The following is a 21678-nucleotide window of genomic DNA, read 5'->3' on the forward strand; positions in this document are numbered from 1 at the left end:
GGCGTGAAAGGGACGCATCAATTCCCATTCTCCCGTTTCGCATACCCTTTGGAGATACGCCCCGATGAGCCACGCATTCGCCAAGGACAGCCGCGCCTGCGCCGCCTGCGTCTCGTGGGGGGGCGAGCGCGCGCTGTCGGAGGACAACACGCTTGTCCATGTCGCCCGCCACGGGGTGGAGGGCGAATGCCGCACCGCCAGCAGCCAGGACTACCGCCGCATCACCAAGGGCTATCACACCTGCAGCGCCTGGGCGCCGCTGCCGATGCTGAAGAAGCATGGCGGGCGGATCGGGCATACGGCCGCCGGCCAGGCACATGCGCCGGTGACCGCGGCGGCGTCGCGGCCGATGCCGCCGGTGTCCCGGCCGGTGCCGGCCGCCGCCGCCTTCGCCGACGCGCCGGTCGCGACTCCGGTGCTCGACCTGCCGCCGCCGCCCTGCCGCGCCGACCCGATCGATGTGGAGCAGTCGCCGCAGGTCCGCGTGCTCTACACCCATTGGCTCCGGCTGAAGCGCAAGCGCCGCATGCCGCTGGCGGTCGAGATCGACACCGCGCAGGTGCGCGAGAGCGTGCCGCGCATCGCCCTGATGGAGCCGACCGCCGACGGCAGCGATTTCGTCTACAAGTCCTGCGGCCGCGCCCTGCAGCGTCGTCTGGACGGGCGGCCGACCACGCGGCGGGTGACGGAGTGCCATCCGGAACAGGCGGCGCAGCGCTGGCTGTCCGATCTGCGCGCCTGCCTGGAAAGCGGAGAGCCGCGCTGCCTGCTGGTGCGCGACGACCCGATGCTGCCGGGGGCGAAGTTCGTCGAGCTGCTGCTGCCGCTCGCCGATGTGGAGGGCGGGCCGGCGACGCGGGTGCTGGCCTACCGTCATGTGCCGGGCGGCTGAGGAGGCGGCAATGAGCGACGTTCGGAAAGAGGAGCCGAAGGGGGAAGGACCCGGGCCGGAAATCGTCGGCGTCTGGCCGGCGGCGGTGTGGATCGTCGTCGGCACCGGGCATTACCTGAACGACCCCGACCATTTCGCCGGCTGGAAGGGCGCGCTGTATTTCGTGCTGGGCACCGGGGTGGTGGCGCTGGTCGGCGGCATCGCCAGCTTGTCGGCCCGCCGCACCGTCGCCGGCATCCAGGAACGCCTGCTGAAGGAGGTCCGCCACCGCCGCGATTGGGCGAGTTGGTGGGTAGCGCTGGGGCTGCGCGGGCTGATCGGACTGGGCGAGGCGGTGCTGGTGACGCTGCTGGCGCTGTGGGCGGTGGCACTGCTGGGGTGATAAGCGAAAATTCCTAATTTCGATCACGCGCAAGGGCAGTTCTTCAGACGTTGAGATTTGAATTTATGTCTGGACGAAGAGGTGCTGTGTAAATAATCCCATTCCAGGTGTGTTGTGATGGGGGCGGGCGTTATGTCCAGTCAACGGACAAAGGCATCGGCATTGGATGCTCTGCACGCGATGATGCGGGATCCGCGTTATTGGAATGCTGCAGATCCGGAGCGTGAACGATGGATTGCGAAGGTGACGCGCGGGTTTGACGCGCTATATCCTGATAATTCCCGCCATGACTTTGCCGGACGTCCGAAAGATAGGGCGGAGCATGGCGTTACGGTTCATGTCAACGAATACATCCGAACTGTAAGCGGTGAGGATGTGCTCGTTTCAGAACATGAACGGGGTTGGCCGTCCGGCAGCGGTCACGCTCAATCCCAGGGTTACACTCCCGGGAATGGCGTGCCGAAAGCTCCGCCGGGTGTGGATATCGATAAGAACATAAAAGAGGCGGAGAATCATTGGGCGCATACTGTCGTGGGTGATTTATGGTTTTATGATCAGGTCAAGAGTTATGGTCCATGGGATTATAAGAGGATATCGAGAGAGTACGAGGGGTTTGGGAATTTTCATTATGGTGCCGTTGGCGCCGCTATGGGATATTCATTGGACACCCTTCAAAGGACGGCTGGTTGGTATCAAGTAACTCAAGGGACAAGTGACCCATCATGGGGAGGGGTGGCGCCGAGTGTACTTGAAGCCATTCTAGGAATTGGAGGAGTAGCGCCATTTGGCGATGATCCAGTTGACTATGACAATATCGGAAAAGGGTATAGTTATTATGTTGGAAAATACGTGAGGAAAAAATAATGGGAGCGTCGAAGAATAGAATGTTGAGAATATTTTTTATCTCTGTGTCGATAGCTGTGGCTCTGATAATTATTTTTTTCTCTGCGGTCTATATATACATAAATTTTTTCTTTAGCTTTTGCGAGGTTGAGAGTTTCGGGGTGACGCCATCACCAAATGGCGAGACATCAGTGGTCATCTACTCGATCGATTGCGGTGCGGGAAGTCGGTTCAACACCAGGGCAGCTCTGGCTCCCGCAAAAAAGGAATTCGTTCCTGGAAAAAGCAAGCAGTTCCTTCATGTGCGGGGACAGCACGACTTCCATGTCAGATGGATCGATGCGGCAACCGTTGAAATCACTGCCGCCGACGCCGCCGATGCTTTCGGCGAGGGAAACATCGTTCAGAGAGAAAACTCCATGGATGGAGTCGCCATCTCCTATCGGTGACACTTTCTGTGTCGATAGGTGCATGCCATGCCGGAAAGTAAAGAGGATAAATCCTTGAAAAGATACTGACGAATTTTTTCTGATTTTGATCTAACTGTTTAGATAAAATGTATCACCGAGCGGCAATAGAAAATTATGATTAAAAAATTTCAAATAAATAAAATCATATTGGTTGCGGTTGGTGTGTTTCTTTGTGTGCCTATATTGATATACGCAACATTTTTCATCTATATCGCTTTTTTCTTCGATATGTGCCGAGTTGATAATCTTGGGGAGACGCCTTCGCCGGATGGAAAGGTGTCAGTGGTCATCTATTCAGTCGATTGTGGTGCAACAACAGGCTTCAACACGCGGGCAACCTTTGCCCCGGCAAATCGGAAGTTCGATCCGGATGGCAGCAAGCAGTTCCTGTATGTGCGGGGACAGCATGACCTCCATGTCAGATGGATCGATGCGGCAACCGTTGAAATCACCGCCTCCAATGCCGCCGAGGCGTTCGGCGAGGGGAACGTCGTTCAGAGAGAAAGCTCCATGGATGGAGTTGCCATTTCCTATCGGTGATATCGCTGGTGTCGAAAGCGGGCCGGCGGTGCGGTGGGCGGCGGTTCGATAGCCTGAAAGGTTTCCCGTGAAACGCAAACAGCCCCGCTCCTTCCGGAGACGGGGCTGTTGCAGCAACCAGGCACTCACTTCTGGCTGGTCTTCATGGTCCAGCCGGGTTCCACGCCATGCATGTCGGGCAGGCGGTGGGCGATGCCCTTGTGGCAGTCGATGCAGGTGTTCTGGCCGGTGAACAGGTAGGTCTCGTGCATGTTCGCCGCGCGCGGGTTCTGCTTGGTGATGTCCATCGAATCGGCGCTGTGGCAGTTCCGGCATTCCAGCGAGTTGTTGGACTTCAGACGCGCCCATTCGTGCTCGGCCAGCTCGCGGCGCTTGTCCAGGAACTTCTCGCGGGTGTCGATGGTGCCGAAGATCTTGCCCCAGACCTCCTTCGATGCCTGCATCTTGCGGGCGATCTTGTCGGTCCATTCATGCGGGACGTGGCAGTCGGGGCAGCTTGCGCGCACGCCCGACCGGTTGGTGAAGTGGATGGTCTGCTTCAGCTCCTCATAGGGATTGTCACGCATCTCGTGGCAGCTGATGCAGAAGGCCTCCTTGTTGGTCGCCTCCAGCGCGGTGTTGAAACCACCCCAGAAGAGGACGCCGGCGATGAAGCCGCCCAGCGTCAGGAAACCCAGGCTGAAGTGGACGCTGGGGCGGGCGAACAGCCGCCACAGGCCCGTCAGGGCGGATCGGATCGTCATTTCTGGCCGCCTTGGGCATGGCCCAGGACCGAGTCGAAGTCGCGGAAGCTGTTGGGAACGATCGGCTGCGCATCCGTCTGCTGGACGTGGCACTGGGTGCAGAAGTAGCGGCGCGCCGCCACCGTGCCCAGCGTCTGGCCGTCACGGTCCTGGAAATGGGTGACCGACAGCATCGGCGCCTGCGAGCCGGCCGTGTTGCGGCGGTCGTGGCAGGTCAGGCACTTGTTGATGTTCAGGTCAATCTGATAGTCGCGGATGGCATGCGGGATCAGCGGCGGCTGGTCGGCGTAGTTGCGCACGCGCTTCTGGTCGTCGGTGATCTCGCGGTGGGTCGCCTCGGCCGGGACATCCGTGGTGATCGGATGATTGGCGGAGGGGACCTTGATCCCCCCCACGGTGCCGGTGGCGTTGGCGGCTGCTTGGGCCATCACGACGGGCTTGTCGGCGGCGACAACACCGGAGGTGACGCCGATGGTCAGGGCCGGGACGCCGGCCAGAAGGGCCAGCGCGGCGATCAGGAAACGGGTCTTCATGATGCCGGCACTCCTCAGGCGTTCACGACGGGCGTGATCTTGACCGCGCATTTCTTGAAGTCGGTCTGTTTGCTGATGGGATCGGTGGCGTCGAGCGTCACCTTATTGATGAGGACCGTGTGGTCGAAGAAGGGGACGAAGACCAGGCCGCGCGGCGGCTTGTTGCGCCCGCGCGTTTCGACCCGCACCCGGACCTCGCCGCGCCGCGAGGTGATGCGCACCTCCTGCCCGCGCCGGACGTTCAGGTCCTTGGCGTCGTCGGGGTGCATGAACACCACGGCGTTGGGGACCGACTTGCGCAGCTCCGGCACGCGCAGCGTCATCGACCCGCTGTGCCAGTGCTCCAGCACGCGGCCGGTCGACAGCCAGAACGGGTAGTCGGCGTCGGGCGCTTCGGCCGGCGGCTCGTAGGGCAGGGCGAAGACATTCGCCTTGCCGTCCTTGTTGCCGTAGAAGCGCATGCCTTCACCGGCCTTCACGTAGGGGTCGGAGCCCTCGCGGTAGCGCCACTTGGTCTCCTTGCCGTCCACCACCGGCCAGCGCAGGCCGCGTTCCTGGTGGTACAGGTCGAAGGGCGCCAGATCATGGCCATGGCCGCGGCCGAAGGCGGCATATTCCTCGAACAGGCCCTTCTGGACGTAGAAGCCGGCATCCTTGGCCTCGTGGTTCCCGTAGTTCGGGTCGAGGTCGGACAGCGGGAAGCGGTCGACCTGGCCGTTGCGGAACAGCACGTCGTAGAGGCTCTTGCCGCGGTATTCCGGCTTCTTGTTCAGGAGTTCTTCCGGCCACACCTCCTCGATGCGGAAGCGCTTGGAGAACTCCATGATCTGCCACAGGTCGGACTTGGCACCGTCCGGCGCGTCGACCAGCTGGCGCCACAGCTGGGTGCGGCGTTCGGCGTTGCCGTAGCCGCCCTCCTTCTCCACCCACATGGCGGTCGGCAGGATCAGGTCGGCGGCCAGCGCCGTCACGGTGGGGTAGGGATCGGAAACGACGACGAAGTTCTCCGGGTTGCGGTAGCCGGGGAAGGTCTCCTTCGCCGTGTTCGGGGCCGTCTGCATGTTGTTGTTGCACATGACCCAGTAGGCGTTGAGCTTGCCGTCCTTGAGCATGCGGTCCTGCAGAACGGCGTGGTAGCCGATCTTGTCGGGGATGGTCCCCTCCGGCAGCTTCCAGATCTCCTCGGCGTGTTTGCGGTGCTCGGGGTTGGTCACCACCATGTCGGCGGGCAGCCGGTGGGCGAAGGTGCCGACCTCGCGCGCGGTGCCGCAGGCGGACGGCTGGCCGGTCAGCGAGAAGGGACCGTTGCCGGGCTGGGAGATTTTGCCGGTCAGCAGGTGGATGTTGTAGACGAGGTTGTTGGCCCAGACGCCGCGGACATGCTGGTTGAAGCCCATGGTCCAGAAGGACACGACCTTCACCTTCGGGTCGGCATACAGCTCGGCCAGCGCCTCCAGCCGGTTCTTCGGCACGCCCGACAGCTCATGCGCCTTGTCCAGCGTGTAGGGCTCGACGAACTTGGCGAACTCGTCGAAGCTGATCGGGTCGGAGTCGTTGGCCTTGGCGGCGTTCTTCGCCTTCTGCTCCAGCGCATGCTCGGGACGCAGGCCGTAGCCGATGTCGTCGCGGCCGCGCTTGAAGTTGCAGTGCTTCTCGATGAACTCCTTGTTCACCCGGCCGGTCTTGATGATGTGGTTGGCGATGTAGTTCAGGATCGCCAGGTCGGAACCGGGGGTGAAGACCAGACCGATGTCGGCGAGGTCGAAGCTGCGATGCTCGAAGGTGGAGAGGACGGCGACCTTGCAGTCGGGATGGCTGAGGCGGCGGTCGGTGACGCGCGTCCACAGGATGGGGTGCATCTCCGCCATGTTGGAGCCCCACAGCACGAAGGCGTCGGCCTGCTCCATGTCGTCGTAGCAGCCCATCGGCTCGTCCATGCCGAAGGTGCGCATGAAGCCGGCCACCGCCGACGCCATGCAGTGGCGGGCGTTCGGGTCCAGGTTGTTGGAGCGCAGGCCGGCCTTCATCAGCTTGGAGGCGGCATAGCCCTCGTAGATGGTCCACTGGCCGGAGCCGAACATGCCGACGGCGGTCGGACCCTTCTTCTTCAGGGTCTCCTTCCACTTCTGCGCCATGATGTCGAAGGCGGCGTCCCAGCTGACCGGCTGGAACTCGCCCTCCTTGTCGAACTTGCCGTCCTTCATGCGCAGCAGCGGCTGGTTCAGCCGGTCCTCGCCATACATGATCTTGGACAGGAAATAGCCCTTCACGCAGTTCAGGCCGCGGTTCACCTCGGCCTTCGCGTCGCCGTGGGTGGCGACCACGCGGCCGTCCTTGACGCCGACCATCACGCCGCAGCCGGTTCCGCAGAACCGGCAGGGGGCCTTGGACCAGTTCAGCTTGGCGCCTTCGCCGGTGAGGATGTTGGCGGCCGATGCGGGCATTGAGATTCCGGCCGCCGCGGCGGCGGCAGCGGCGGCTTGCGCCTTCAGGTAATCGCGGCGGGACAGGAACATGGCAGGGAGACTCCAGTTTCGGAGGAAATTCGGTCGGGACAGGGCGGATGCGGCGCGCCTGGACGGTGGAGGCGTCAGGCTGCGTCGATCGCGTCCGCGGGTTCGTAGTGGTGGTAGACCATGGTCGTGGTGTGCACGCCGGGGACGGCGTTCAGCTGGGCGATGCGGTCCACCACCTCGGCGGCGCTGGCGGTGACCAGCGTCACGACGGCCTTGCCGTTCTCCGATGCGCACCACTCCAGCCCGGCGACGGCGTTCGCCGCCTCGCGCACCGCCTCGGTGCAATCGGGGCTGTGCTGGATGACGAGGCTGGAGATGTGGACTTCGGGGGCGCGGGGCATGTCGGAAGACTCAGTGGGTGAGGAGCTGGTACATCCAGATCGAGAAGCCGTAGGCCGATACGGAGCCGATGGCGATCAGCGGCCAGACCAGGAAGGCCAGCCACAGGAACATCAGTCCCTCGGCCCGGCGGGTCGGAGCCGGATCGGACTCGGTCGCGATCCGATCGGACGGATGGGACAGGACGGGGGAACTGGTGGGCCTCATGGCTGCACTCTCGGTCGGTGCGGGAACGGATCGACCGATACCAAGGTATGGTCCTTAGGTACCGGTTTTCGGCCCTTAGTATCGATACTTTGGGGCGGTCTGGAATTGACCCAGGTCAAGCGGGGCTATTCACGCCTGTGACGGAATGGCGCGGCGGACCCTCCCATCGCGCCGTGCAGGCCTTCCGGCCCGGACCGCGCTAAACTGGAGCCGGGCCTTGCGGGGAGGGCCCGGGGCTTCGGTTCGAGATGGGGTGGCCATGGATTTGCTGCGCTCCTACTGGTCGCCGGCCGAGTTGGTGACCAACGGGCTGATTCTTCTGCATCTGTTGGGAGCGTTGGCGGTCGGGCTGCTGCTGGGCTACGAGCGCAGCTATCACGGGCGGGCGGCGGGGATGCGGACCTATGGGCTGGTCTGCCTGGCGTCGGCCGCGCTGACGGTGGTCAACGCCTATCCCGCCATGTGGTATGGCGGCATGGGAGTCCAGAGCGCCGCCGGGGCCGGCGACCCGACGCGGGTGATCCAGGGGATCGTGACCGGCATCGGCTTTCTCGGCGCAGGCGTGATCATGCGCGAGGGGCTGTCGATCCGCGGCCTGTCCACCGCGGCGTCGATCTGGGCGACCTCCGCCATCGGCATCATCATCGGGCTTGGCTTCTACGCCGTCGCCATCGCCGCCGCGCTGTTGACCATCCTGGTGATGAGCCTGCTGCGCCCGATCGAGCGGTTGCTGCCGCACCGCTCGGTGGTCCATCTGACGCTGGTCTTTCCCCGCGACAAGGCGCCGCCGCCGGACGAGCTGCGGGCGCAGGTGGCCCGCCATGGCTTCGAGGTGGTCGACTGGGCCTTCCACCTCGCCAACGGCAGCGGCCAGTTCGAATGCCAGCTGGTTCTGCAGGGCAAGGGCGATCTCGACCCGATGACGCTGGTCGCGGCGCTCGCCTCGACAGACGCTTTGGTGGAGTTCAAGCTGTCGCCCTCGCGCATCTGACATGGTTGGGGGAAGATGGTGACGGAATGCATATGTGCTTAATCTTTTCCTAAAACTTTAGCTTTATCGAAGCCGTACGATGACCAAGGATGCGAAGAACGGCGGCGCGAGCGGCCGGTGGATGCAAAGCCGGCGCGGCAACCTGCCGGCCATCCGCATTCGCACCCCGGCGGAGCGCCGGCCCTCCAGCTTTCTGCCCGGCCATCTTCCCGATTTTTTGCGAGTCCTGCTTGGCGCGGCCCTGCTTTGGCTTTGCGCATTGGGCATTGCGTCCGCATCCGCGCCGGTGGAGCCGCTGCGGCTGGAGTCGTCCACCGCTGGCGCCACGCTGGCCGGCCATTTCGCCCGGCTGGTCGATCCGGAGCGCAAGCTGGACTTCGCCGACATCCTGAAGGCCGATGCCGCCGGAGGCATGGAGCCGCGCAGCGATTTCCGCGGGGCCGGCCAGACCCGCGACATCCATTGGTACCGTTTCGACCTGCTGCGCGCGCCCGGCGCCCCGGCCGACTGGATCCTGGAGATGGGCGAGGCCTACATCGACCATCTCGACCTGTTCGTTCCGAAACTGATGGGGCCGAAATCGATGGACCCCAAATCGATGGCGGCGGACGGCCGGCCGCAAAGTCCGGACGCCTACCGGCTGGTCCGGCTGGGGGATTTCGTTCCCTTCAGCCAGCGGCCGATGAAGACGCGGCTGCACGCCCTGCCGCTGACCCTGCCGGAAGGACACCCGGTCTCGCTCTATCTGCGGGTCGATTCGATCAGCGCCATCCGCCTGTCCGCCCGGATGTGGACGCCGGCGGCCTATGCCGACCACCAGACGCCCGACCTGCTGTTCCAGGGCCTGTTCCTCGGCGTGCTGGGCATCCTGACGCTGGGATACGTCGCGTTGGGGCTGCTTCTGCGCGACGGGGCGCTGCTGGCCTACACCGGCTATGTCGCCACCGTCTTCTGCTATTATCTGTTCGCCAACGGCATCGCCGCCGCCCTGCTGCCGGACATGCCGGGCTGGGCCATCAACATGATGGTGGGCAGCAGCGGCTTCCTGGGCTTCGCCGCGGCGCTGATCATGTGGGTCTATATCCTCGACCTGCGGAGCGGGGCGCCGTGGCTGCGCCGCTGTTACCAGGGGCTGGCGCTGCTGTCCGTGCTGATGCTGCCGACGACGGTGTCGCCGCTCTATGCCCTGACCAATCCGGTGGTGACGCTGTCGGCGCTGATCGTGGTGGTGATCGCGCTGGTGCTGACCGCGCGCATGGTCTGGCTGAATCCCGGCGATCTCAGCCCGCGCTTCTATCTGGCCAGCACGCTGGTCTCGCTGGGTGGCCTGCTGCTGACGCAGATGTCGCTGCGCGGCGTGCTGCCGGCCGATTTCGCCGTCGCCGATCCTTACCAGATCTCGTCCATGCTGGCGGTTCTGGTGCTGGGCGTCGGTCTGGCCCTGCGCATCGGCCGCCTGCAGTCCGAACGGCTGCGCGCACGCGAGGAGTCGGCCTTCGCCACCAAGCGGGCGGAGGAGCAGCGCACCTTCGTCGCCATGCTGTCGCACGAGTTCCGTACCCCGCTCGCCTCCATCGACAGCGCGGCGCAGATGATCGAGCTGTCCGGGGCGGTCACGGCGCCGGCGGCGCTGACCCGGCTGGAGCGCATCCGTAACACCACCCGCAAGATGGTCGAACTGGTGGAGCTGTTCCTGTCCTCCGACGCGCTGGACCAGGGAGCGCTGGCGCTGAAGCCGGAACCGGTGGCGCTGGGCCAGTTGATGGAGGAGGCGCTGGGCGGCCTGACGGGGACGGAGGCGGAGGACCGGCTGGAGGTGGCGGTGGAGACGCCGGACCACCCGCTGCTGGTCGACGCGCCCTTCCTGGGGGTGGCGATCGGCAACCTCGTGCAGAACGCACTGCGCTACTCGCCCCCGGAGGCGCCGGTGCGGGTGACGGCCGGCTATGATGCGGCCGGGGACGGAGGTGAAATCGTCATCCGCATCGCCGATCGCGGGCGTGGCATGGCGCCTGAGGAGGTGGAGCGGATCGGCTCCATCTATTTCCGCGCCTCTTCCTCGCGCGGGACGAAGGGCACCGGGCTGGGGCTCTATATGACGAAGAAGATCGTTGCCGCCCATGGCGGCATTCTGACGGTGGAGAGCACGCGCGAGGAAGGCTCCGTCTTCACCATCCGCTTGCCGGATGACGGCGGGCAGCCATCGGCCGCCGGCCGTCTCGCGGCCCAATGAAGGCGGGAGCCTAGTAGAGCGTCTTCGGGATCCGCTCCGTCAGAGAGCGGTCATAGGCGTCGCCGCCCTCGCGGCCGGCGCTGGCCTCGGCCAGCAGCGACCCCACCGACGGCAGGCTGGCGCGCGGCACCTGCGCCGCAGGGTCCCACAGGTGGGAACGCAGCAGGGCGCGGGAGCACTGGAAGAACACCGTCTCGATGGTCACCACCAGCACCGATTTCGGCGCCTTGCCGTCGACGGCGAAGCTTTCGCACAGATCCTGGTCGGTATCGATCACCGCGCGGCCGTTGACGCGCAGGGTCTCGTTCAGCCCCGGCACCAGGAACAGCAGCCCGACGCGAGGATCGGCCAGGATGTTGCGCAGGCTGTCGATGCGGTTGTTGCCGCGGCGGTCGGGGATCAGCAGGGTGCGGTCGTCCGCCACCCGGACGAAGCCCGGTTCGTCGCCGCGCGGCGAGGCGTCCAGCCCGCCCGGCCCGCTGGTGGCGAGAACGAAGAAGGGCGACGCCTCGATCAGCGCGCGGTAGCCGGGGGTCAGCGCCGGCACCTCCTTGGCGATGGAGGCGGGAACCGGTTCGCCATAGAGGGCTTCCAGCGCGGCGGGATCGGTGATGGGGCGGCTCATTTCGACTCCAGCAGGAAATAAACGAAGTCGATGGACGGGGTTTCCAGCCCAAACTGGCTCAGCAGGCCGTGGGCCTGCCCGCGATGGTGGGTCTGGTGGTTGAAGACGTGAGTTAGCACCTGGGCGAAGGGAAGCTCGTGGGCCGTGCCCGCGATGCTGCGGTAGGAGAGAACCGACTCGAACCGCTCCGCTCGCGTGGCGGCCAGCACGCGCAGGATGCGCTCGTCCTCCGCCTCGCGGGCGGCACGGAGGCCAGCGAAGTCGTCGAACAGGATCTCGTCCAACGCCGAGGGCTTCGGCCCGGCGCCCTCGATCCGCTCCAGCCACACCCGGTCGGCGACCAGGATGTGGTTCAGCGTGCCGCGCACCGACCGGAAGAAGGCGCCGCGGTCCTCGCGGAACTGCGCGTCGGACAATTGCGACGCGACTTCGTAAAGGCGGCGATTGGCCCAGCGGTTGTAGCGGGCGAGCGTCTCGAAATGCGGCTTGGGGTCCATGGGGGCTTTCCCCCTCTCCCCCCTGGGGAGAGGGTCGGGGTGAGGGGGACGGGTAGGGTGCATTTGGGGAGAGATTGCCGCGTCACAATTCTTGTGAAGCCACGCAGCGGGTCCCCCTCACCCTAACCCTCTCCCCGGGGGGGAGAGGGGAACCTGTTGGGGGGAAGGTCACACCCCCGCGCGCTTCGCCGACAGGCCGGCGTGGGACAGCAGGACCTCGCGCTTGCCCTGGTGGTTGGCCGGGCCGACGACGCGTTCGGTCTCCATCCGCTCCACCAGACGGGCGGCGCGGTTGTAGCCGATCTGCAGCTGGCGCTGGATGAAGCTGACCGACACCTTGCCCTCGCGCACCACGAGGTTGACGGCCTGCATGTAGAGGTCGTCGCCGGTCGCAGCCGAACCGCCGTCCTCGTCCTCCACCGCGGCGGCTTCCTCCTCCTCCTCGGTGATGGCGGTGACGTAGTTGGGGGCGCCCTGCGCCTTGACGTACTGGACGATCTCCTCGACCTCCGAATCGGAGACGAAGGGGCCGTGGACGCGGGTGATGCGGCCGCCGCCCTGCATGTACAGCATGTCGCCCTGGCCCAGCAGCTGCTCCGCCCCGGCTTCGCCCAGGATGGTGCGGCTGTCGATCTTGCTGGTGACCTGGAAGCTGATGCGGGTCGGGAAGTTGGCCTTGATGGTGCCGGTGATGACGTCGACCGACGGGCGCTGCGTCGCCATGATCAGGTGGATGCCGGCGGCGCGCGCCATCTGGGCCAGACGCTGAATCGCCGCTTCGATCTCCTTGCCGGCGACCAGCATCAGGTCGGCCATCTCGTCGACGATGACGACGATGTAGGGCAGCGGCGTCGGCTCCGACGGCGTCAGGTCGAAGACGTTCTCCGGCTCGCCCGGCGCCGGGCTGCGGCGCGGCATCTTCTCGCCGGCGGCGATCATCTCCGCCATGCGGGCGTTGTAGCCCTCGATGTTGCGCACGCCGAGCTTGGACATCGCCTCGTAGCGGCTTTCCATCTCGCGCACGGCCCAGCGCAATGCCACCACCGCCTTCTTGGGATCGGTGACGACGGGGGTCAGCAGATGCGGGATTCCGTCGTAGACCGACAGCTCCAGCATCTTGGGATCGACCATGATGAAGCGGCAGCGCTCCGGCGGCAGCCGGTAGAGCAGCGACAGGATCATCGTGTTGATCGCCACCGACTTGCCCGAGCCGGTGGTGCCGGCGACCAGCAGGTGCGGCATGCGGGCGAGGTCGGCCACCACCGGCTCGCCGCTGATGTCCTTGCCGAGCGCGATGGCGAGCTGGGCCGTGGTGTTGCGGAAGGCGTCGTGGTCGAAGCTCTCGCGCAGATAGACCATCTCGCGCACCGGGTTCGGCAGCTCGACGCCGATGACGCTGCGGCCGGGGACGATGGCGATGCGGGCGGTCACCACGCTCATCGAGCGGGCGATATCGTCGGTCAGGTTGATGACGGTGGCCGACTTGGTGCCGGGCGCCGGCTCGAACTCGTAGAGGGTGACGACCGGGCCGGGGCGAACGTCCATGATCTCGCCGCGGACGCGGAAGTTCTTCAGGACGGTTTCCAGCATCCGCGCATTGCGGGCCAGCACCGATTCGTCATGCTGCTGGACCGGGCGCGGCGGCGGGTTCTGCAGCAGCGCGACGGCGGGCAGCGAATAGACGGCGGGATAGTCCACCGGCTCCGCCGGAGCGGCGGGTGCGGCAGCGGGGGCGGCTTGCGGCGCGTCCGGGGCGGGCGCACAGGGGCTTGCCGCTTCCGGTGCCGGCGCAGCTTCGCACGGGGTGGCGGCAGGGGGCTCCGCCTCGGCCGGGTCGCGCGCCTCATAGGCCCATTCGACGCCCGACAGGAAGGCGAAGCCGGCGACCACCGCCAGCGCCTCGTCCGACAGGTTGGTGGAATAGACGGTGCCGGCGCGCGGGGTGCCGGGCAGAACCTCCACATCCCACATCACGCGGCCATCGGGGCGCGGGTTGGGGACGAGGTTGAAGGGGCGGCCGTTCAGCGCGCACCACAGATTGAATTCGTCGGCGGTCACCACGCCCGCCTGGGTGGGCGGGGCGGCGAGATGCGGCATACGCGGGGTCATGCCGAGGCTCCCGGCTTCTGAACGGTGAGGGGGACTGGACCGGAGGAGGAGCCGCCCGGCCCCGGAGCATTCCCAGGGGAGTATACCTGGGGGCGGGCCGCCAGCTCGCGCGGCGTCATCTCGTAGGCGGCGACCAGCAGCTTGTCGATGCCGACCCCGTCACTGGACATCGGCAGGACCAGCCGTTCGAAGCTGCGGCTGCGGCCGCCGAAGACGGCGGTGTGGACACGGGCGACGGGCAGCCGTTCGCGGCGCACCGTCTCGTATTCCGGCTGCAGCACGGCGCGCTGTTCCGGCGGCAGATCGTCCAGCGTTGCGCCCAGGCGCGACTGACCGAAGGCCGCGACCAGCGCCTTGCCGTAATAGGAATAGACGAAGGTGCCGGCTTCCTCCCCGATCACCTCGAACACGACGATGTTGTCCTTCCACGGCCGCAGGTCGGCCGGGGAGATGCTGCTGGGGACCGGCGGCCGGCCGGCGACGGATTTGGTGAGCCAGAATTCGAGCAGGCCGCTGAGGGACGGCGTCGCCAGCTCGGTTCTTTCCTTGGTCATGACAATCGCAGCTGGACGGGCGGCGCTCCCGCGGGGGTAACGCCGCCGGAGCTTTCAAGAGCCGCCGGAACCATACCCGCAAGGGCCGGTGCGGCGCAACCGCAAGGGCCAAGCCCGGCGAGTGTGCCGCAATCCGGCTTTTACCGGGCCTTCATCACGCCGCGCAGGAGACGCCGGTGCCGCCAAGGCCGCAGTAGCCGTTGGGATTCTTGGCAAGATACTGCTGGTGGTAGGCTTCCGCGAAGTAGAAGGGCGGGGCCTCGCGGATCTCGGTAGTGATCGGGCCGTATCCGGCCTGGGCCAGCCGGTCCTGATAGGCCGCCAGCGTCGCCTCGGCCGCCGCCTTCTGGGCGGGGCTGTGGGTGTAGACGGCGGAGCGGTACTGGGTGCCGACGTCGTTGCCCTGGCGCATGCCCTGGGTCGGGTCGTGCGATTCCCAGAAGACGCGCAGCAGGTCCTCGGCCGTCACCATGGCCGGGTCGTAGACGACGCGCACCGCCTCGGTGTGGCCGGTGCGGCCGGAACAGACCTCTTCATAGGTCGGGTTCGGGGTGTGGCCGCCCTGATAACCGACGGCGGTCACCCAGACGCCGGGAACCTGCCAGAACTTGCGCTCCGCCCCCCAGAAGCAGCCGAGCCCGAGGTCGATGACCTCCAATCCGGGCGGGTAGGGCGGGGCGAGGCGGTGGCCGTTGACGTGATGCTGGTCGGGCACCGGAACGGCTTGGCTGCGGCCGGGCAGCGCCTCCTCCGGCGTCGGCAGCGTCGGCGGCTTGCGCATGAAATGCCCCAGCATGGTCGGGTCTCCCATCAGTAACGATCCGTTGGAGGGACCCCTTATGTCGGGTCGCGGCCCGGCCGCGGCAAGATGGCGCAGGACTGGCTGCCCATGCCGGGACCTTCGGGCGTTTCCCTGTGTTTGACCCTGTGAGCCAGGAGGAACTTGAGAAAGGAGAGTCACTATGGCGAGCACCACCGACGATCGCCTCGTCGAATCGCTGATCGACCATGGCCGCCGCAACGGCAACCGCCTGAGCGCCGAGGCGCTGGGCAGCGTCCTGCCCGTGGACACCATGACGCCGGAGGAAACCGCCGCGGTGATCGAGCGGGTCGAGGCGGCCGGTGTCGAGGTCGAACTGGACGATTCGCGCCTGATGCAGGGCCGTCCCAATCCGGCGCTGGCCCGGCAGACCGGCGATTACCGCCGCGGCGACGGCGTGGTGGACATGGCGAGCCCGGCGGCGCCGGCGGTCTCGGCCCCCGGTGCCGTGCCGTCGCGCCATGGCTGGGCCGACGACATCGGGACTGGGCATGCAGGGCATCACCATGGCGCTGCGCCGACCTGGACGCGCAACGGGGTGGAGCTGCTGCCGCTGGCGTCGGTCGCCGTGGTCGCGCTCTTGTTGATCCTGATGCTCGGGTAGCGCTGGAGCGCGTTCAGCCCGTTGCCAGGGCGTGGATGAGGATGGCGGCGGTGGCGGCGACGTTCAGCGACTGGACGCGCCCGCTGCCGGGGATGGTCAGCACTGCCTCGCAGGCCGCGAGCGTGGCCGGCGGGATGCCATCCTCCTCATTGCCCAGGATGACGGCGGGCGGCTTTGTATTCTGCTTGCCGCGCCAGCCGGTCAGCGCACCGGCATCGACGGTCGGGCGTGTCTGGTCCAGCGCCGTGCCGAAGACCCGGTGGCTGGTGCGCAGCCGCTTCAGCAGGGCGGGCAGAGCGGGCGCGCGCTCCAGCGTCACCCACTCGAACCCGCCCTCCGCCACGCGGTAGGCGGCCTCCGACGGCAGGGCCTGGCCGGGATGGTCGGAGACCAGCACGCGCGGCAGTCCGAAGAAGGCGGCGGTCCGCAGGATGGCGCCCAGGTTGTGCGGGTTGCCGACGCCATCAAGGATCAGCAGCGGCTCGCCCGCGCGGCGCACGACCTCCGGATCGAACAGCGGCACGCTGCGCGGCGCCATCAGTGCCACCACCCCGCCATGCAGGACGGTGCCGGCGACCTTCGCCAGCTCCTCGCCCTCCACCATGCGGTAGGGCCTGCGGGCGGTCGCCATCGCCTTGCAGAAGGCCCCGACCGCCGGTTTCAGCCGCTCGTCGAAGAACAGGCGCTCGACCCGCTCAGGTTCATGGGCGAACAGGGCGGAGACGGCGGCCAGCCCGGCGACGCGGAACAGCTTGCGCGATTCGGTTGGCTCCGGGGTGGGCGGAGCGGACGGGGCGGCGGGCCTGGGGTGGTGAGGATGGGGGCGGGAGCGGCTGGGATGGGGCGGGCGCCCGCGCGGAGGCATGGAGGTCCTGTCTGTCTGAAATAGGGTGGCGGGTTACAGCAGCTTCACCACCAGGAAGCCGCCGATCAGCGCCACCGCGAACACGCTGGTGACGAGCGTCAGCCGCTTCTCGATGAAGGCGCGGATCGGCGGGCCGAAGAAATACAGCAGCGCCGCGACCAGATAGAAGCGCATCGACCGCGAGATGATCGAGGCGCCGATGAACACCCACAGCGGCAGGTGCGCGACACCTGCGGTGATGGTCAGCAGCTTGTAGGGGATGGGCGTCATGCCCTTGATGATCAGGATCTCCGCCCCGTAATCGACGAAGGTCTGGCGCAGCTGCTCGAACTTGTCGGTCAGGTGGTAGAACTCGATCACCCAGCGGCCGATCGTCTCGTACAGGAAATAGCCGATCATGTAGCCGGCGATGCCGCCGACCACCGAGGCCAGCGTGCAGATGGTCGCCAGCTTCCAGGCCGCCTTGCGGTTGGCAATGACCATCGGCACCAGCAGCAGGTCCGGCGGCAGCGGGAAGAAGGAGCTTTCGGCGAAGGACACCCCGGCCAGCCACTTGGTCGAATCCTTCGACGCGGCCTTGGCCATGGTCCAGTCGTAAAGACGCTTCAGCATGAATGGGCCGTCCTTCGTCGCTGCCGTTGCGGTGCGCCGTAAGGCGCCTGTTGCACTGCGCCGTAAGGCGCATCTGGCTCCTTTTAGGCGGGAGCGTGCCGGTGCGCCAGTGCCCAATTCGATCGCCCCCGGACAGGCAGGGCCCATCCGGAGGCGTTAGCCCGGTCATGCGAGGCGGCTTTGAGCCGGTGTCGTTAGGCGGCGGCAAGACCCTTCGGCGTCGCATTGGCGTTCGCCGTGGCGGCTTCCGCCGGAGCGGCCTTGCGGCGCTCGCCGCGCAGGCGCAGCAGGTTGGCGGCGGCGCTGAAGGCGTCCGAGGCCATGGCGAAGGGCGACATCACCAGCGCGTTGTGGCTGATCCAGAAGGCGCCGGCCACCAGCAGCAGCAGGCGCATGCGTACCGCATCCGACTGCCAGCGCGCCAGCGTGGAGAAGGTGATGCCCAGGCTGGACAGCGCCGAGGGCAGGCCCGACCAGGTGAAGACGGCGATCGTCGCGATGGCCGGCACCGTGGCGGCGAAGGTCGCTGTCTGCCAGCGGTTGCGCCCCTCCGGCATCGCCACCAGGGCCTGCGTCACCACCAGCAGGCACAGCGCCGCCGCGGTGTGGGCACCCAGCAGCACATAGTGGATGATGAACATCAGGTTGGTCGCCGCCTGCCCGGCCAGCAGGGCGCGGCGCTTCTTCATCAGCGGCCACAGGCACGAACCGGCGAAGGCGGCCGCACCGAAGGCATCGGCGGCGGTGATGGTCAGCGGGAGGGACAGCATGGCGCGGGTGGCTCGGGAGGGGGCAGAAGGGCGCAAGGGACCCCTTGCGGTGCCGCGGAGGCGGTCCGTTCGGGTGGTGTGGCGGATGGCATGCCGGGAAAACGTCTGTTGCCGATCGGTCACGCTGGAACCAAGCTGCAACGGAGCCATATGTACGGCGCAGCGCCCCGCCGCACCACCGGGCTTCCCGGTGCCCAGGGCTGCACCGCGCGCATGGAAGAAAAAGCGCCCCGCAGTGCTCGGCGGAGCCTTGGCGATAACTTGAAGCGGCCAAGCCGATGACTTGGCTGGCAAATCAAGCGGTCAGCCGGCCGGCGGCGTTTCGGACCCGTTCTCGTCTCCGGGTTGCTCGTCCTTCAGCATCTCGTCCAGCCAGCGCAGGTGCGGTTCGGCGGCCTTGCGGGCCTCCTCCTGCATGCGGCGGTAGCGGGCGACCACCTCCTGCCCCAGCGGGGTCAGGCCGGCGCCGCCGCCCTCGCGGCCGCCGACGCTGGTGCGGATCACCGGCTCGCGGAAGGCGGTGTTCATCGTCTCCACCAGGAACCAGGCGCGCCGGAAGGTCATGTCCAGCGACCGCGCCGCGGCGGAGATGGAGCCGGTGCGGTCGATGGCCTCCAGCAACGCGATCTTGCCGGGGCCGATGGCGCCCGACGGGTGCATGAAGCGGACGCGAAGGTCGGTGGACATGGCGTTTGTCGGGGGCTTTCCGGTGGGATGGCATTCCGATGGGATCCGAACGGATCGGAACAACCATGTGGGGGCGGTCCCACCGGTTCAAGCGACAAGTGGCGCAATAGGGGCAACCACCGATGGAGGCGCGATACGTCGCACCCCCCCGGTGCTCGCGTGGCGTGGCGCCCCCGGCGCGGCGCTCAGTCCGCCCCGGCGGCCTCGGCGAGGCCCAGGAAGGCGGGCAGTTCGTGGGTGACGACATAGGTGGGGATCGGGGCCAGGAAGTCGCGCATGCGGCCCTTCTCGGCGAAGCGCTTGCGGAAGCGGGAATGGGCGAACAGCGTCCCCAGCCTCGGCACGATGCCGCCGGCGATGTAGACGCCGCCCCGCGCGCCCAGCGTCAAAGCGAGGTTGCCGGCGACGGTGCCCAGCATCGCGCAGAACATCTCCACCGCCTCCACGCAGTGGGGCTCGGTCCCGGCCAGGGCGTTGTCGGTGATCTGGGCGGGGGTAAGGGCGGCCGGCTCGCGCCCGTCGAGGATCGACAGGGCGTCGTATAGGTTGACGAGGCCCGGCCCCGACAGCACCCGCTCGGCCGAGACATGGTCGAAGCCCTTGCGCAGCTGGCCCAGCACGGCGCTCTCACGGTCGCTGATCGGCGCCATGGTGACGTGGCCGCCTTCGCCCGACAGCGCCGTCCAGCGGCCGTTCGCCCCCGGCACCAGCCCCGACACGCCCAGCCCGCTGCCCGGCCCCAGCACGGCGACGACGGCACCCGGCTGCGGAGACCCTTCGCCGACCTGCCGGCGGTCCTCCTCGGCCAGACGCGGCACCGACAGGGCGACGGCGGTGAAGTCGTTGATGACGGCCAGCCCCTCCAGCGCCAGGGCGTCGCGCACCCGGCCGACGGAGAACTGCCAGACCAGATTGGTCATGGCGATGTGGTCGCCGGTGACCGGCCCGGCCACCGCGAAGGCGCCGTGCCGCGGCCGGCCCGGCGTGCCCGGCGCCGCCAGCCCGATCGCCGACAGGTAGGCGGTGGCCGCGTCTTCGATCGAGGCATAATCGGCACAGCGCAGCACCCGCGCCTCGCGCACCATCCGGCCGTCGATCAGGCCGAAGCGCGCGTTGGTGGCACCGATGTCTGCGACGAGGATGGGAGAGGCGGCCATGGGTCCGGACCTGCGCTGCTGGTGGGCCGAGCGGATGCTCAGGTGACCGGAAAGTCATACGGTGCGCGTGTCAGCGCGTCCACATAGCTTTCACGCCACCAGCTGATGTCGTGGCGCCGCAGCGTCCGCATCAGGGCGGTGTGGCGCTCCTTGCGCTCGCCCAGCGGCATGGTCAGCGCCCGCTGCAGCGCGTCGCCGACGCCCTCGATGTCGAAAGGGTTGACGATCAGCGCCTCTCCCATCTCGTGCGCGGCGCCGGCGAACTGCGACAGCACCAGGACGCCCGGATTGTCGCCGTCCTGGCAGGCGACATACTCCTTGGCGACCAGATTCATGCCGTCTCGCAGCGGCGTGACCAGTCCCACATTCGCCAGCCGGTAGAAGCCCGCCAGCACGCGCTGGCCGAAGCTTCGGTTCAGGTAGCGGATCGGCTGCCAGTCGAACTCGGCGAAGCGGCCGTTGATGCGGCCGGCCATCTCCGACAGCTCGCGGCGGATGGCGATGTATTCCGGTACGTCCTCGCGGCTCGGCGGAGCGACCTGCAGGAAGGACACGCGGTTGCAATGCTCCGGATAGCTTTCCAGAAGCTGTTCGAAGGCGGCGAAGCGCTGCGGCAGGCCCTTGGAATAGTCGAGCCGGTCGACGCCGATGATCAGCCGGCGGCCGACCAGGCTTTCGCGCAGCCGTTCGGCCTGGCGCGAGCGGCCGGCGGTGCGGGCGAGGCTTTCCAGCGCCTCGGTGTCGATGCTGATGGGGAAGACCTTCGCCATCAGGGTGCGGCCGAAGGCGCGGATCATGGCGCTGCCATAGGCGCCGCGCTGTTCCACCGTGCCGTCGGTCTCGGTGCGGATGTAGTCGCAGAAGCCGCGCATGTCGGTGGCGGTGTGGAAGCCGACCAGATCATAGGCGCACAGCTCGCGGATCAGGTCGCGGTGGTTGGGCAGGGCGGTCAGCAGTTCCGGCGGCGGGAAGGGCGTGTGCAGGAAGAAGCCCATGCGCTGCGAACAGCCGCGGCGGCGCAGTTCGTCGCCGAAGGGGATCAGGTGATAGTCGTGGACCCAGATCATGTCGTCCGGGCGCAGCAGCGGCTCCAGCTTGTCGGCGAAATAGGCGTTGACCCGCTCATACCCCTCGCGCGTGCGACGGTTCACCGAGATCAGGCCCAGCCGGTAATGGAATAGCGGCCATAAGGTCTGGTTGGCGAAACCGTTGTAGTATTCCTCATGGTCGCGGCGGCCGAGATCGAGCGTGGCGTAGGTCAGCTTCCCGACGTCGGTCCGGGTCGGTTCGGCCTGGGACTCGCCGTCGACGACATTTCCGCTCCAGCCGAACCAGATTCCTCCGGTCTTCTTCAGGGCCGCCAGGATGGCGACGGCGAGACCGCCGGCCGCCTGCTTGCCCTCTTCCATCAGGGCCACCCGGTTGGATACGACGACGAGCCTGCTCACGATCTTCTTCTCCTTATTGGCCGCCGGCAGGGCGTTCCGCAGCCCGCAAACCGGACCGCCTTTGGCGGATACCCGGCATTGGACCACTCTGAAACGACCATCGGCGGTCTTGGTTCCGGACGCCGGCCGTCAAGCTCAAGACACCGGTCCGAAGGTGCGGCCCTTTCCTGTCCCTTCGGTCATGCCCTTGCACGAAGGGTCATGCTGCACTGCAGCGAACGGCCCTGTGCGCTATCCGCTT

The 21678-nt window shown here is 67.0% G+C and carries 24 protein-coding genes; 8 read left to right on the forward strand and 16 right to left on the reverse strand.

The genetic code is table 11. From position 1 onward, the window contains the following. Positions 1 to 64 precede the first annotated feature (64 nt). The 5 genes from VD964_RS17085 to VD964_RS17105 all read left to right on the forward strand — a co-directional run bounded on the left by VD964_RS17085 (position 65) and on the right by VD964_RS17105 (position 3127). Entirely contained in the window at positions 65 to 892 is an 828-nt protein-coding gene (locus VD964_RS17085; RefSeq protein WP_324869715.1) for a hypothetical protein, read from the forward strand. A 10-nt stretch (positions 893 to 902) separates the two neighbouring features. After that, positions 903 to 1274, forward strand: coding sequence for a hypothetical protein (locus VD964_RS17090; protein WP_324869716.1), 372 nt, complete (start codon positions 903 to 905; stop codon positions 1272 to 1274). Positions 1275 to 1454: 180 nt separating this feature from the next. Further along, on the forward strand, positions 1455 to 2138 hold the full coding sequence (locus tag VD964_RS17095) for a polymorphic toxin type 44 domain-containing protein (RefSeq protein WP_324869717.1): 684 nt from the start codon (positions 1455 to 1457) through the stop codon (positions 2136 to 2138). After that, complete coding sequence (locus VD964_RS17100) at positions 2138 to 2566, forward strand: DUF5412 family protein (RefSeq protein ID WP_324869718.1); 429 nt, start codon at positions 2138 to 2140, stop codon at positions 2564 to 2566. Before VD964_RS17095 ends, VD964_RS17100 begins: the two co-directional genes overlap by 1 nt. 135 nt (positions 2567 to 2701) lie before the next feature. Then, positions 2702 to 3127 (forward strand): DUF5412 family protein, encoded by a 426-nt coding sequence (locus VD964_RS17105; RefSeq protein WP_324869719.1) that lies wholly within the window; start codon positions 2702 to 2704, stop codon positions 3125 to 3127. A gap of 125 nt (positions 3128 to 3252) precedes the next feature. Here the strand turns inward: VD964_RS17105 and VD964_RS17110 are convergent, their stop codons facing one another. From VD964_RS17110 to VD964_RS17130, 5 genes are all read right to left on the reverse strand, one after another. Further along, positions 3253 to 3870, reverse strand: coding sequence for a cytochrome c3 family protein (locus tag VD964_RS17110; protein ID WP_324869720.1), 618 nt, complete (start codon positions 3868 to 3870; stop codon positions 3253 to 3255). Beyond that, entirely contained in the window at positions 3867 to 4403 is a 537-nt protein-coding gene (locus tag VD964_RS17115; protein ID WP_188092574.1) for a nitrate reductase cytochrome c-type subunit, read from the reverse strand. Before VD964_RS17115 ends, VD964_RS17110 begins: the two co-directional genes overlap by 4 nt. A gap of 14 nt (positions 4404 to 4417) precedes the next feature. Then, positions 4418 to 6919, reverse strand: coding sequence for a nitrate reductase catalytic subunit NapA (gene napA, locus VD964_RS17120; protein ID WP_324869721.1), 2502 nt, complete (start codon positions 6917 to 6919; stop codon positions 4418 to 4420). A 74-nt stretch (positions 6920 to 6993) separates the two neighbouring features. Further along, a complete protein-coding gene (locus VD964_RS17125; RefSeq protein WP_324869722.1) occupies positions 6994 to 7260 on the reverse strand; it encodes a chaperone NapD in 267 nt (88 codons plus the stop codon). A gap of 10 nt (positions 7261 to 7270) precedes the next feature. Beyond that, positions 7271 to 7465 (reverse strand): periplasmic nitrate reductase, NapE protein, encoded by a 195-nt coding sequence (locus VD964_RS17130; protein WP_014246631.1) that lies wholly within the window; start codon positions 7463 to 7465, stop codon positions 7271 to 7273. Between the two features lie 259 nt (positions 7466 to 7724). Between VD964_RS17130 and VD964_RS17135 the strand changes: the two genes are divergently transcribed. Both VD964_RS17135 and VD964_RS17140 read left to right on the forward strand, forming a co-directional pair. Then, on the forward strand, positions 7725 to 8456 hold the full coding sequence (locus VD964_RS17135) for an MgtC/SapB family protein (RefSeq protein ID WP_324869723.1): 732 nt from the start codon (positions 7725 to 7727) through the stop codon (positions 8454 to 8456). A gap of 79 nt (positions 8457 to 8535) precedes the next feature. Further along, positions 8536 to 10689, forward strand: coding sequence for a sensor histidine kinase (locus VD964_RS17140; protein WP_324869724.1), 2154 nt, complete (start codon positions 8536 to 8538; stop codon positions 10687 to 10689). A gap of 10 nt (positions 10690 to 10699) precedes the next feature. On the opposite strand, the gene VD964_RS17145 is transcribed toward VD964_RS17140, so the two are convergent. The 5 genes from VD964_RS17145 to msrA all read right to left on the reverse strand — a co-directional run bounded on the left by VD964_RS17145 (position 10700) and on the right by msrA (position 15270). Further along, positions 10700 to 11314: a pyridoxamine 5'-phosphate oxidase family protein gene (locus VD964_RS17145; RefSeq protein ID WP_324869725.1), complete on the reverse strand. Its 615-nt coding sequence runs from the start codon at positions 11312 to 11314 to the stop codon at positions 10700 to 10702. After that, positions 11311 to 11811, reverse strand: coding sequence for a DinB family protein (locus VD964_RS17150; protein WP_324869726.1), 501 nt, complete (start codon positions 11809 to 11811; stop codon positions 11311 to 11313). The genes VD964_RS17145 and VD964_RS17150 overlap by 4 nt, the downstream gene beginning before the upstream one ends. Positions 11812 to 11979: 168 nt before the next feature. Further along, on the reverse strand, positions 11980 to 13920 hold the full coding sequence (locus tag VD964_RS17155; RefSeq protein WP_324869727.1) for a DNA translocase FtsK: 1941 nt from the start codon (positions 13918 to 13920) through the stop codon (positions 11980 to 11982). Continuing rightward, positions 13917 to 14474 carry a hypothetical protein gene (locus VD964_RS17160; protein WP_324869728.1) on the reverse strand — a complete coding sequence of 186 codons (558 nt, stop codon included), beginning with the start codon at positions 14472 to 14474 and terminating at the stop codon, positions 13917 to 13919. The genes VD964_RS17155 and VD964_RS17160 overlap by 4 nt, the downstream gene beginning before the upstream one ends. 154 nt (positions 14475 to 14628) lie before the next feature. Next, on the reverse strand, positions 14629 to 15270 hold the full coding sequence (msrA, locus tag VD964_RS17165) for a peptide-methionine (S)-S-oxide reductase MsrA (protein WP_324869742.1): 642 nt from the start codon (positions 15268 to 15270) through the stop codon (positions 14629 to 14631). 166 nt (positions 15271 to 15436) lie between these two features. On the opposite strand from msrA, the gene VD964_RS17170 reads away from it, so the two are divergent. After that, complete coding sequence (locus VD964_RS17170; RefSeq protein WP_324869729.1) at positions 15437 to 15898, forward strand: hypothetical protein; 462 nt, start codon at positions 15437 to 15439, stop codon at positions 15896 to 15898. 13 nt (positions 15899 to 15911) lie between these two features. On the opposite strand, the gene VD964_RS17175 is transcribed toward VD964_RS17170, so the two are convergent. The 6 genes from VD964_RS17175 to otsA form a co-directional block, all read right to left on the reverse strand. After that, the gene (locus VD964_RS17175; protein ID WP_324869730.1) at positions 15912 to 16763 is read right to left on the reverse strand and encodes an RNA methyltransferase; all 852 of its coding nucleotides are present in this window, start codon (positions 16761 to 16763) and stop codon (positions 15912 to 15914) included. Positions 16764 to 16796: 33 nt separating this feature from the next. Beyond that, positions 16797 to 17375, reverse strand: coding sequence for a YqaA family protein (locus VD964_RS17180; protein ID WP_324869731.1), 579 nt, complete (start codon positions 17373 to 17375; stop codon positions 16797 to 16799). Between the two features lie 194 nt (positions 17376 to 17569). After that, entirely contained in the window at positions 17570 to 18145 is a 576-nt protein-coding gene (locus tag VD964_RS17185) for a YgjV family protein (RefSeq protein ID WP_324869732.1), read from the reverse strand. A gap of 303 nt (positions 18146 to 18448) precedes the next feature. Further along, positions 18449 to 18832 carry a LysR family transcriptional regulator gene (locus VD964_RS17190; RefSeq protein WP_324869733.1) on the reverse strand — a complete coding sequence of 128 codons (384 nt, stop codon included), beginning with the start codon at positions 18830 to 18832 and terminating at the stop codon, positions 18449 to 18451. Between the two features lie 185 nt (positions 18833 to 19017). Then, positions 19018 to 19989 carry a glucokinase gene (locus tag VD964_RS17195; RefSeq protein ID WP_324869734.1) on the reverse strand — a complete coding sequence of 324 codons (972 nt, stop codon included), beginning with the start codon at positions 19987 to 19989 and terminating at the stop codon, positions 19018 to 19020. A 38-nt stretch (positions 19990 to 20027) separates the two neighbouring features. After that, positions 20028 to 21437, reverse strand: a complete 1410-nt coding sequence (otsA, locus tag VD964_RS17200) for an alpha,alpha-trehalose-phosphate synthase (UDP-forming) (RefSeq protein ID WP_324869735.1) — start codon at positions 21435 to 21437, stop codon at positions 20028 to 20030. Positions 21438 to 21678 lie beyond the last annotated feature (241 nt).

It is taken from the genome of Azospirillum sp., from assembly GCF_035628975.1.
Classification (GTDB): domain Bacteria; phylum Pseudomonadota; class Alphaproteobacteria; order Azospirillales; family Azospirillaceae; genus Azospirillum.

Excerpts from the sequence above, each read along its gene's own strand:
- VD964_RS17085 (WP_324869715.1), top strand. The coding sequence starts at position 65 with ATGAGCCACGCATTCGCCAAGGACAGCCGCGCCTGCGCCGCCTGCGTC.
- VD964_RS17090 (WP_324869716.1), top strand. The coding sequence starts at position 903 with ATGAGCGACGTTCGGAAAGAGGAGCCGAAGGGGGAAGGACCCGGGCCG.
- VD964_RS17095 (WP_324869717.1), top strand. The coding sequence starts at position 1,455 with ATGATGCGGGATCCGCGTTATTGGAATGCTGCAGATCCGGAGCGTGAA.
- VD964_RS17100 (WP_324869718.1), top strand. The coding sequence starts at position 2,138 with ATGGGAGCGTCGAAGAATAGAATGTTGAGAATATTTTTTATCTCTGTG.
- VD964_RS17105 (WP_324869719.1), top strand. The coding sequence starts at position 2,702 with ATGATTAAAAAATTTCAAATAAATAAAATCATATTGGTTGCGGTTGGT.
- VD964_RS17110 (WP_324869720.1), bottom strand. The coding sequence starts at position 3,870 with ATGACGATCCGATCCGCCCTGACGGGCCTGTGGCGGCTGTTCGCCCGC.
- VD964_RS17115 (WP_188092574.1), bottom strand. The coding sequence starts at position 4,403 with ATGAAGACCCGTTTCCTGATCGCCGCGCTGGCCCTTCTGGCCGGCGTC.
- napA (WP_324869721.1), bottom strand. The coding sequence starts at position 6,919 with ATGTTCCTGTCCCGCCGCGATTACCTGAAGGCGCAAGCCGCCGCTGCC.
- VD964_RS17125 (WP_324869722.1), bottom strand. The coding sequence starts at position 7,260 with ATGCCCCGCGCCCCCGAAGTCCACATCTCCAGCCTCGTCATCCAGCAC.
- VD964_RS17130 (WP_014246631.1), bottom strand. The coding sequence starts at position 7,465 with ATGAGGCCCACCAGTTCCCCCGTCCTGTCCCATCCGTCCGATCGGATC.
- VD964_RS17135 (WP_324869723.1), top strand. The coding sequence starts at position 7,725 with ATGGATTTGCTGCGCTCCTACTGGTCGCCGGCCGAGTTGGTGACCAAC.
- VD964_RS17140 (WP_324869724.1), top strand. The coding sequence starts at position 8,536 with ATGACCAAGGATGCGAAGAACGGCGGCGCGAGCGGCCGGTGGATGCAA.
- VD964_RS17145 (WP_324869725.1), bottom strand. The coding sequence starts at position 11,314 with ATGAGCCGCCCCATCACCGATCCCGCCGCGCTGGAAGCCCTCTATGGC.
- VD964_RS17150 (WP_324869726.1), bottom strand. The coding sequence starts at position 11,811 with ATGGACCCCAAGCCGCATTTCGAGACGCTCGCCCGCTACAACCGCTGG.
- VD964_RS17155 (WP_324869727.1), bottom strand. The coding sequence starts at position 13,920 with ATGACCCCGCGTATGCCGCATCTCGCCGCCCCGCCCACCCAGGCGGGC.
- VD964_RS17160 (WP_324869728.1), bottom strand. The coding sequence starts at position 14,474 with ATGACCAAGGAAAGAACCGAGCTGGCGACGCCGTCCCTCAGCGGCCTG.
- msrA (WP_324869742.1), bottom strand. The coding sequence starts at position 15,270 with ATGCTGGGGCATTTCATGCGCAAGCCGCCGACGCTGCCGACGCCGGAG.
- VD964_RS17170 (WP_324869729.1), top strand. The coding sequence starts at position 15,437 with ATGGCGAGCACCACCGACGATCGCCTCGTCGAATCGCTGATCGACCAT.
- VD964_RS17175 (WP_324869730.1), bottom strand. The coding sequence starts at position 16,763 with ATGCCTCCGCGCGGGCGCCCGCCCCATCCCAGCCGCTCCCGCCCCCAT.
- VD964_RS17180 (WP_324869731.1), bottom strand. The coding sequence starts at position 17,375 with ATGCTGAAGCGTCTTTACGACTGGACCATGGCCAAGGCCGCGTCGAAG.
- VD964_RS17185 (WP_324869732.1), bottom strand. The coding sequence starts at position 18,145 with ATGCTGTCCCTCCCGCTGACCATCACCGCCGCCGATGCCTTCGGTGCG.
- VD964_RS17190 (WP_324869733.1), bottom strand. The coding sequence starts at position 18,832 with ATGTCCACCGACCTTCGCGTCCGCTTCATGCACCCGTCGGGCGCCATC.
- VD964_RS17195 (WP_324869734.1), bottom strand. The coding sequence starts at position 19,989 with ATGGCCGCCTCTCCCATCCTCGTCGCAGACATCGGTGCCACCAACGCG.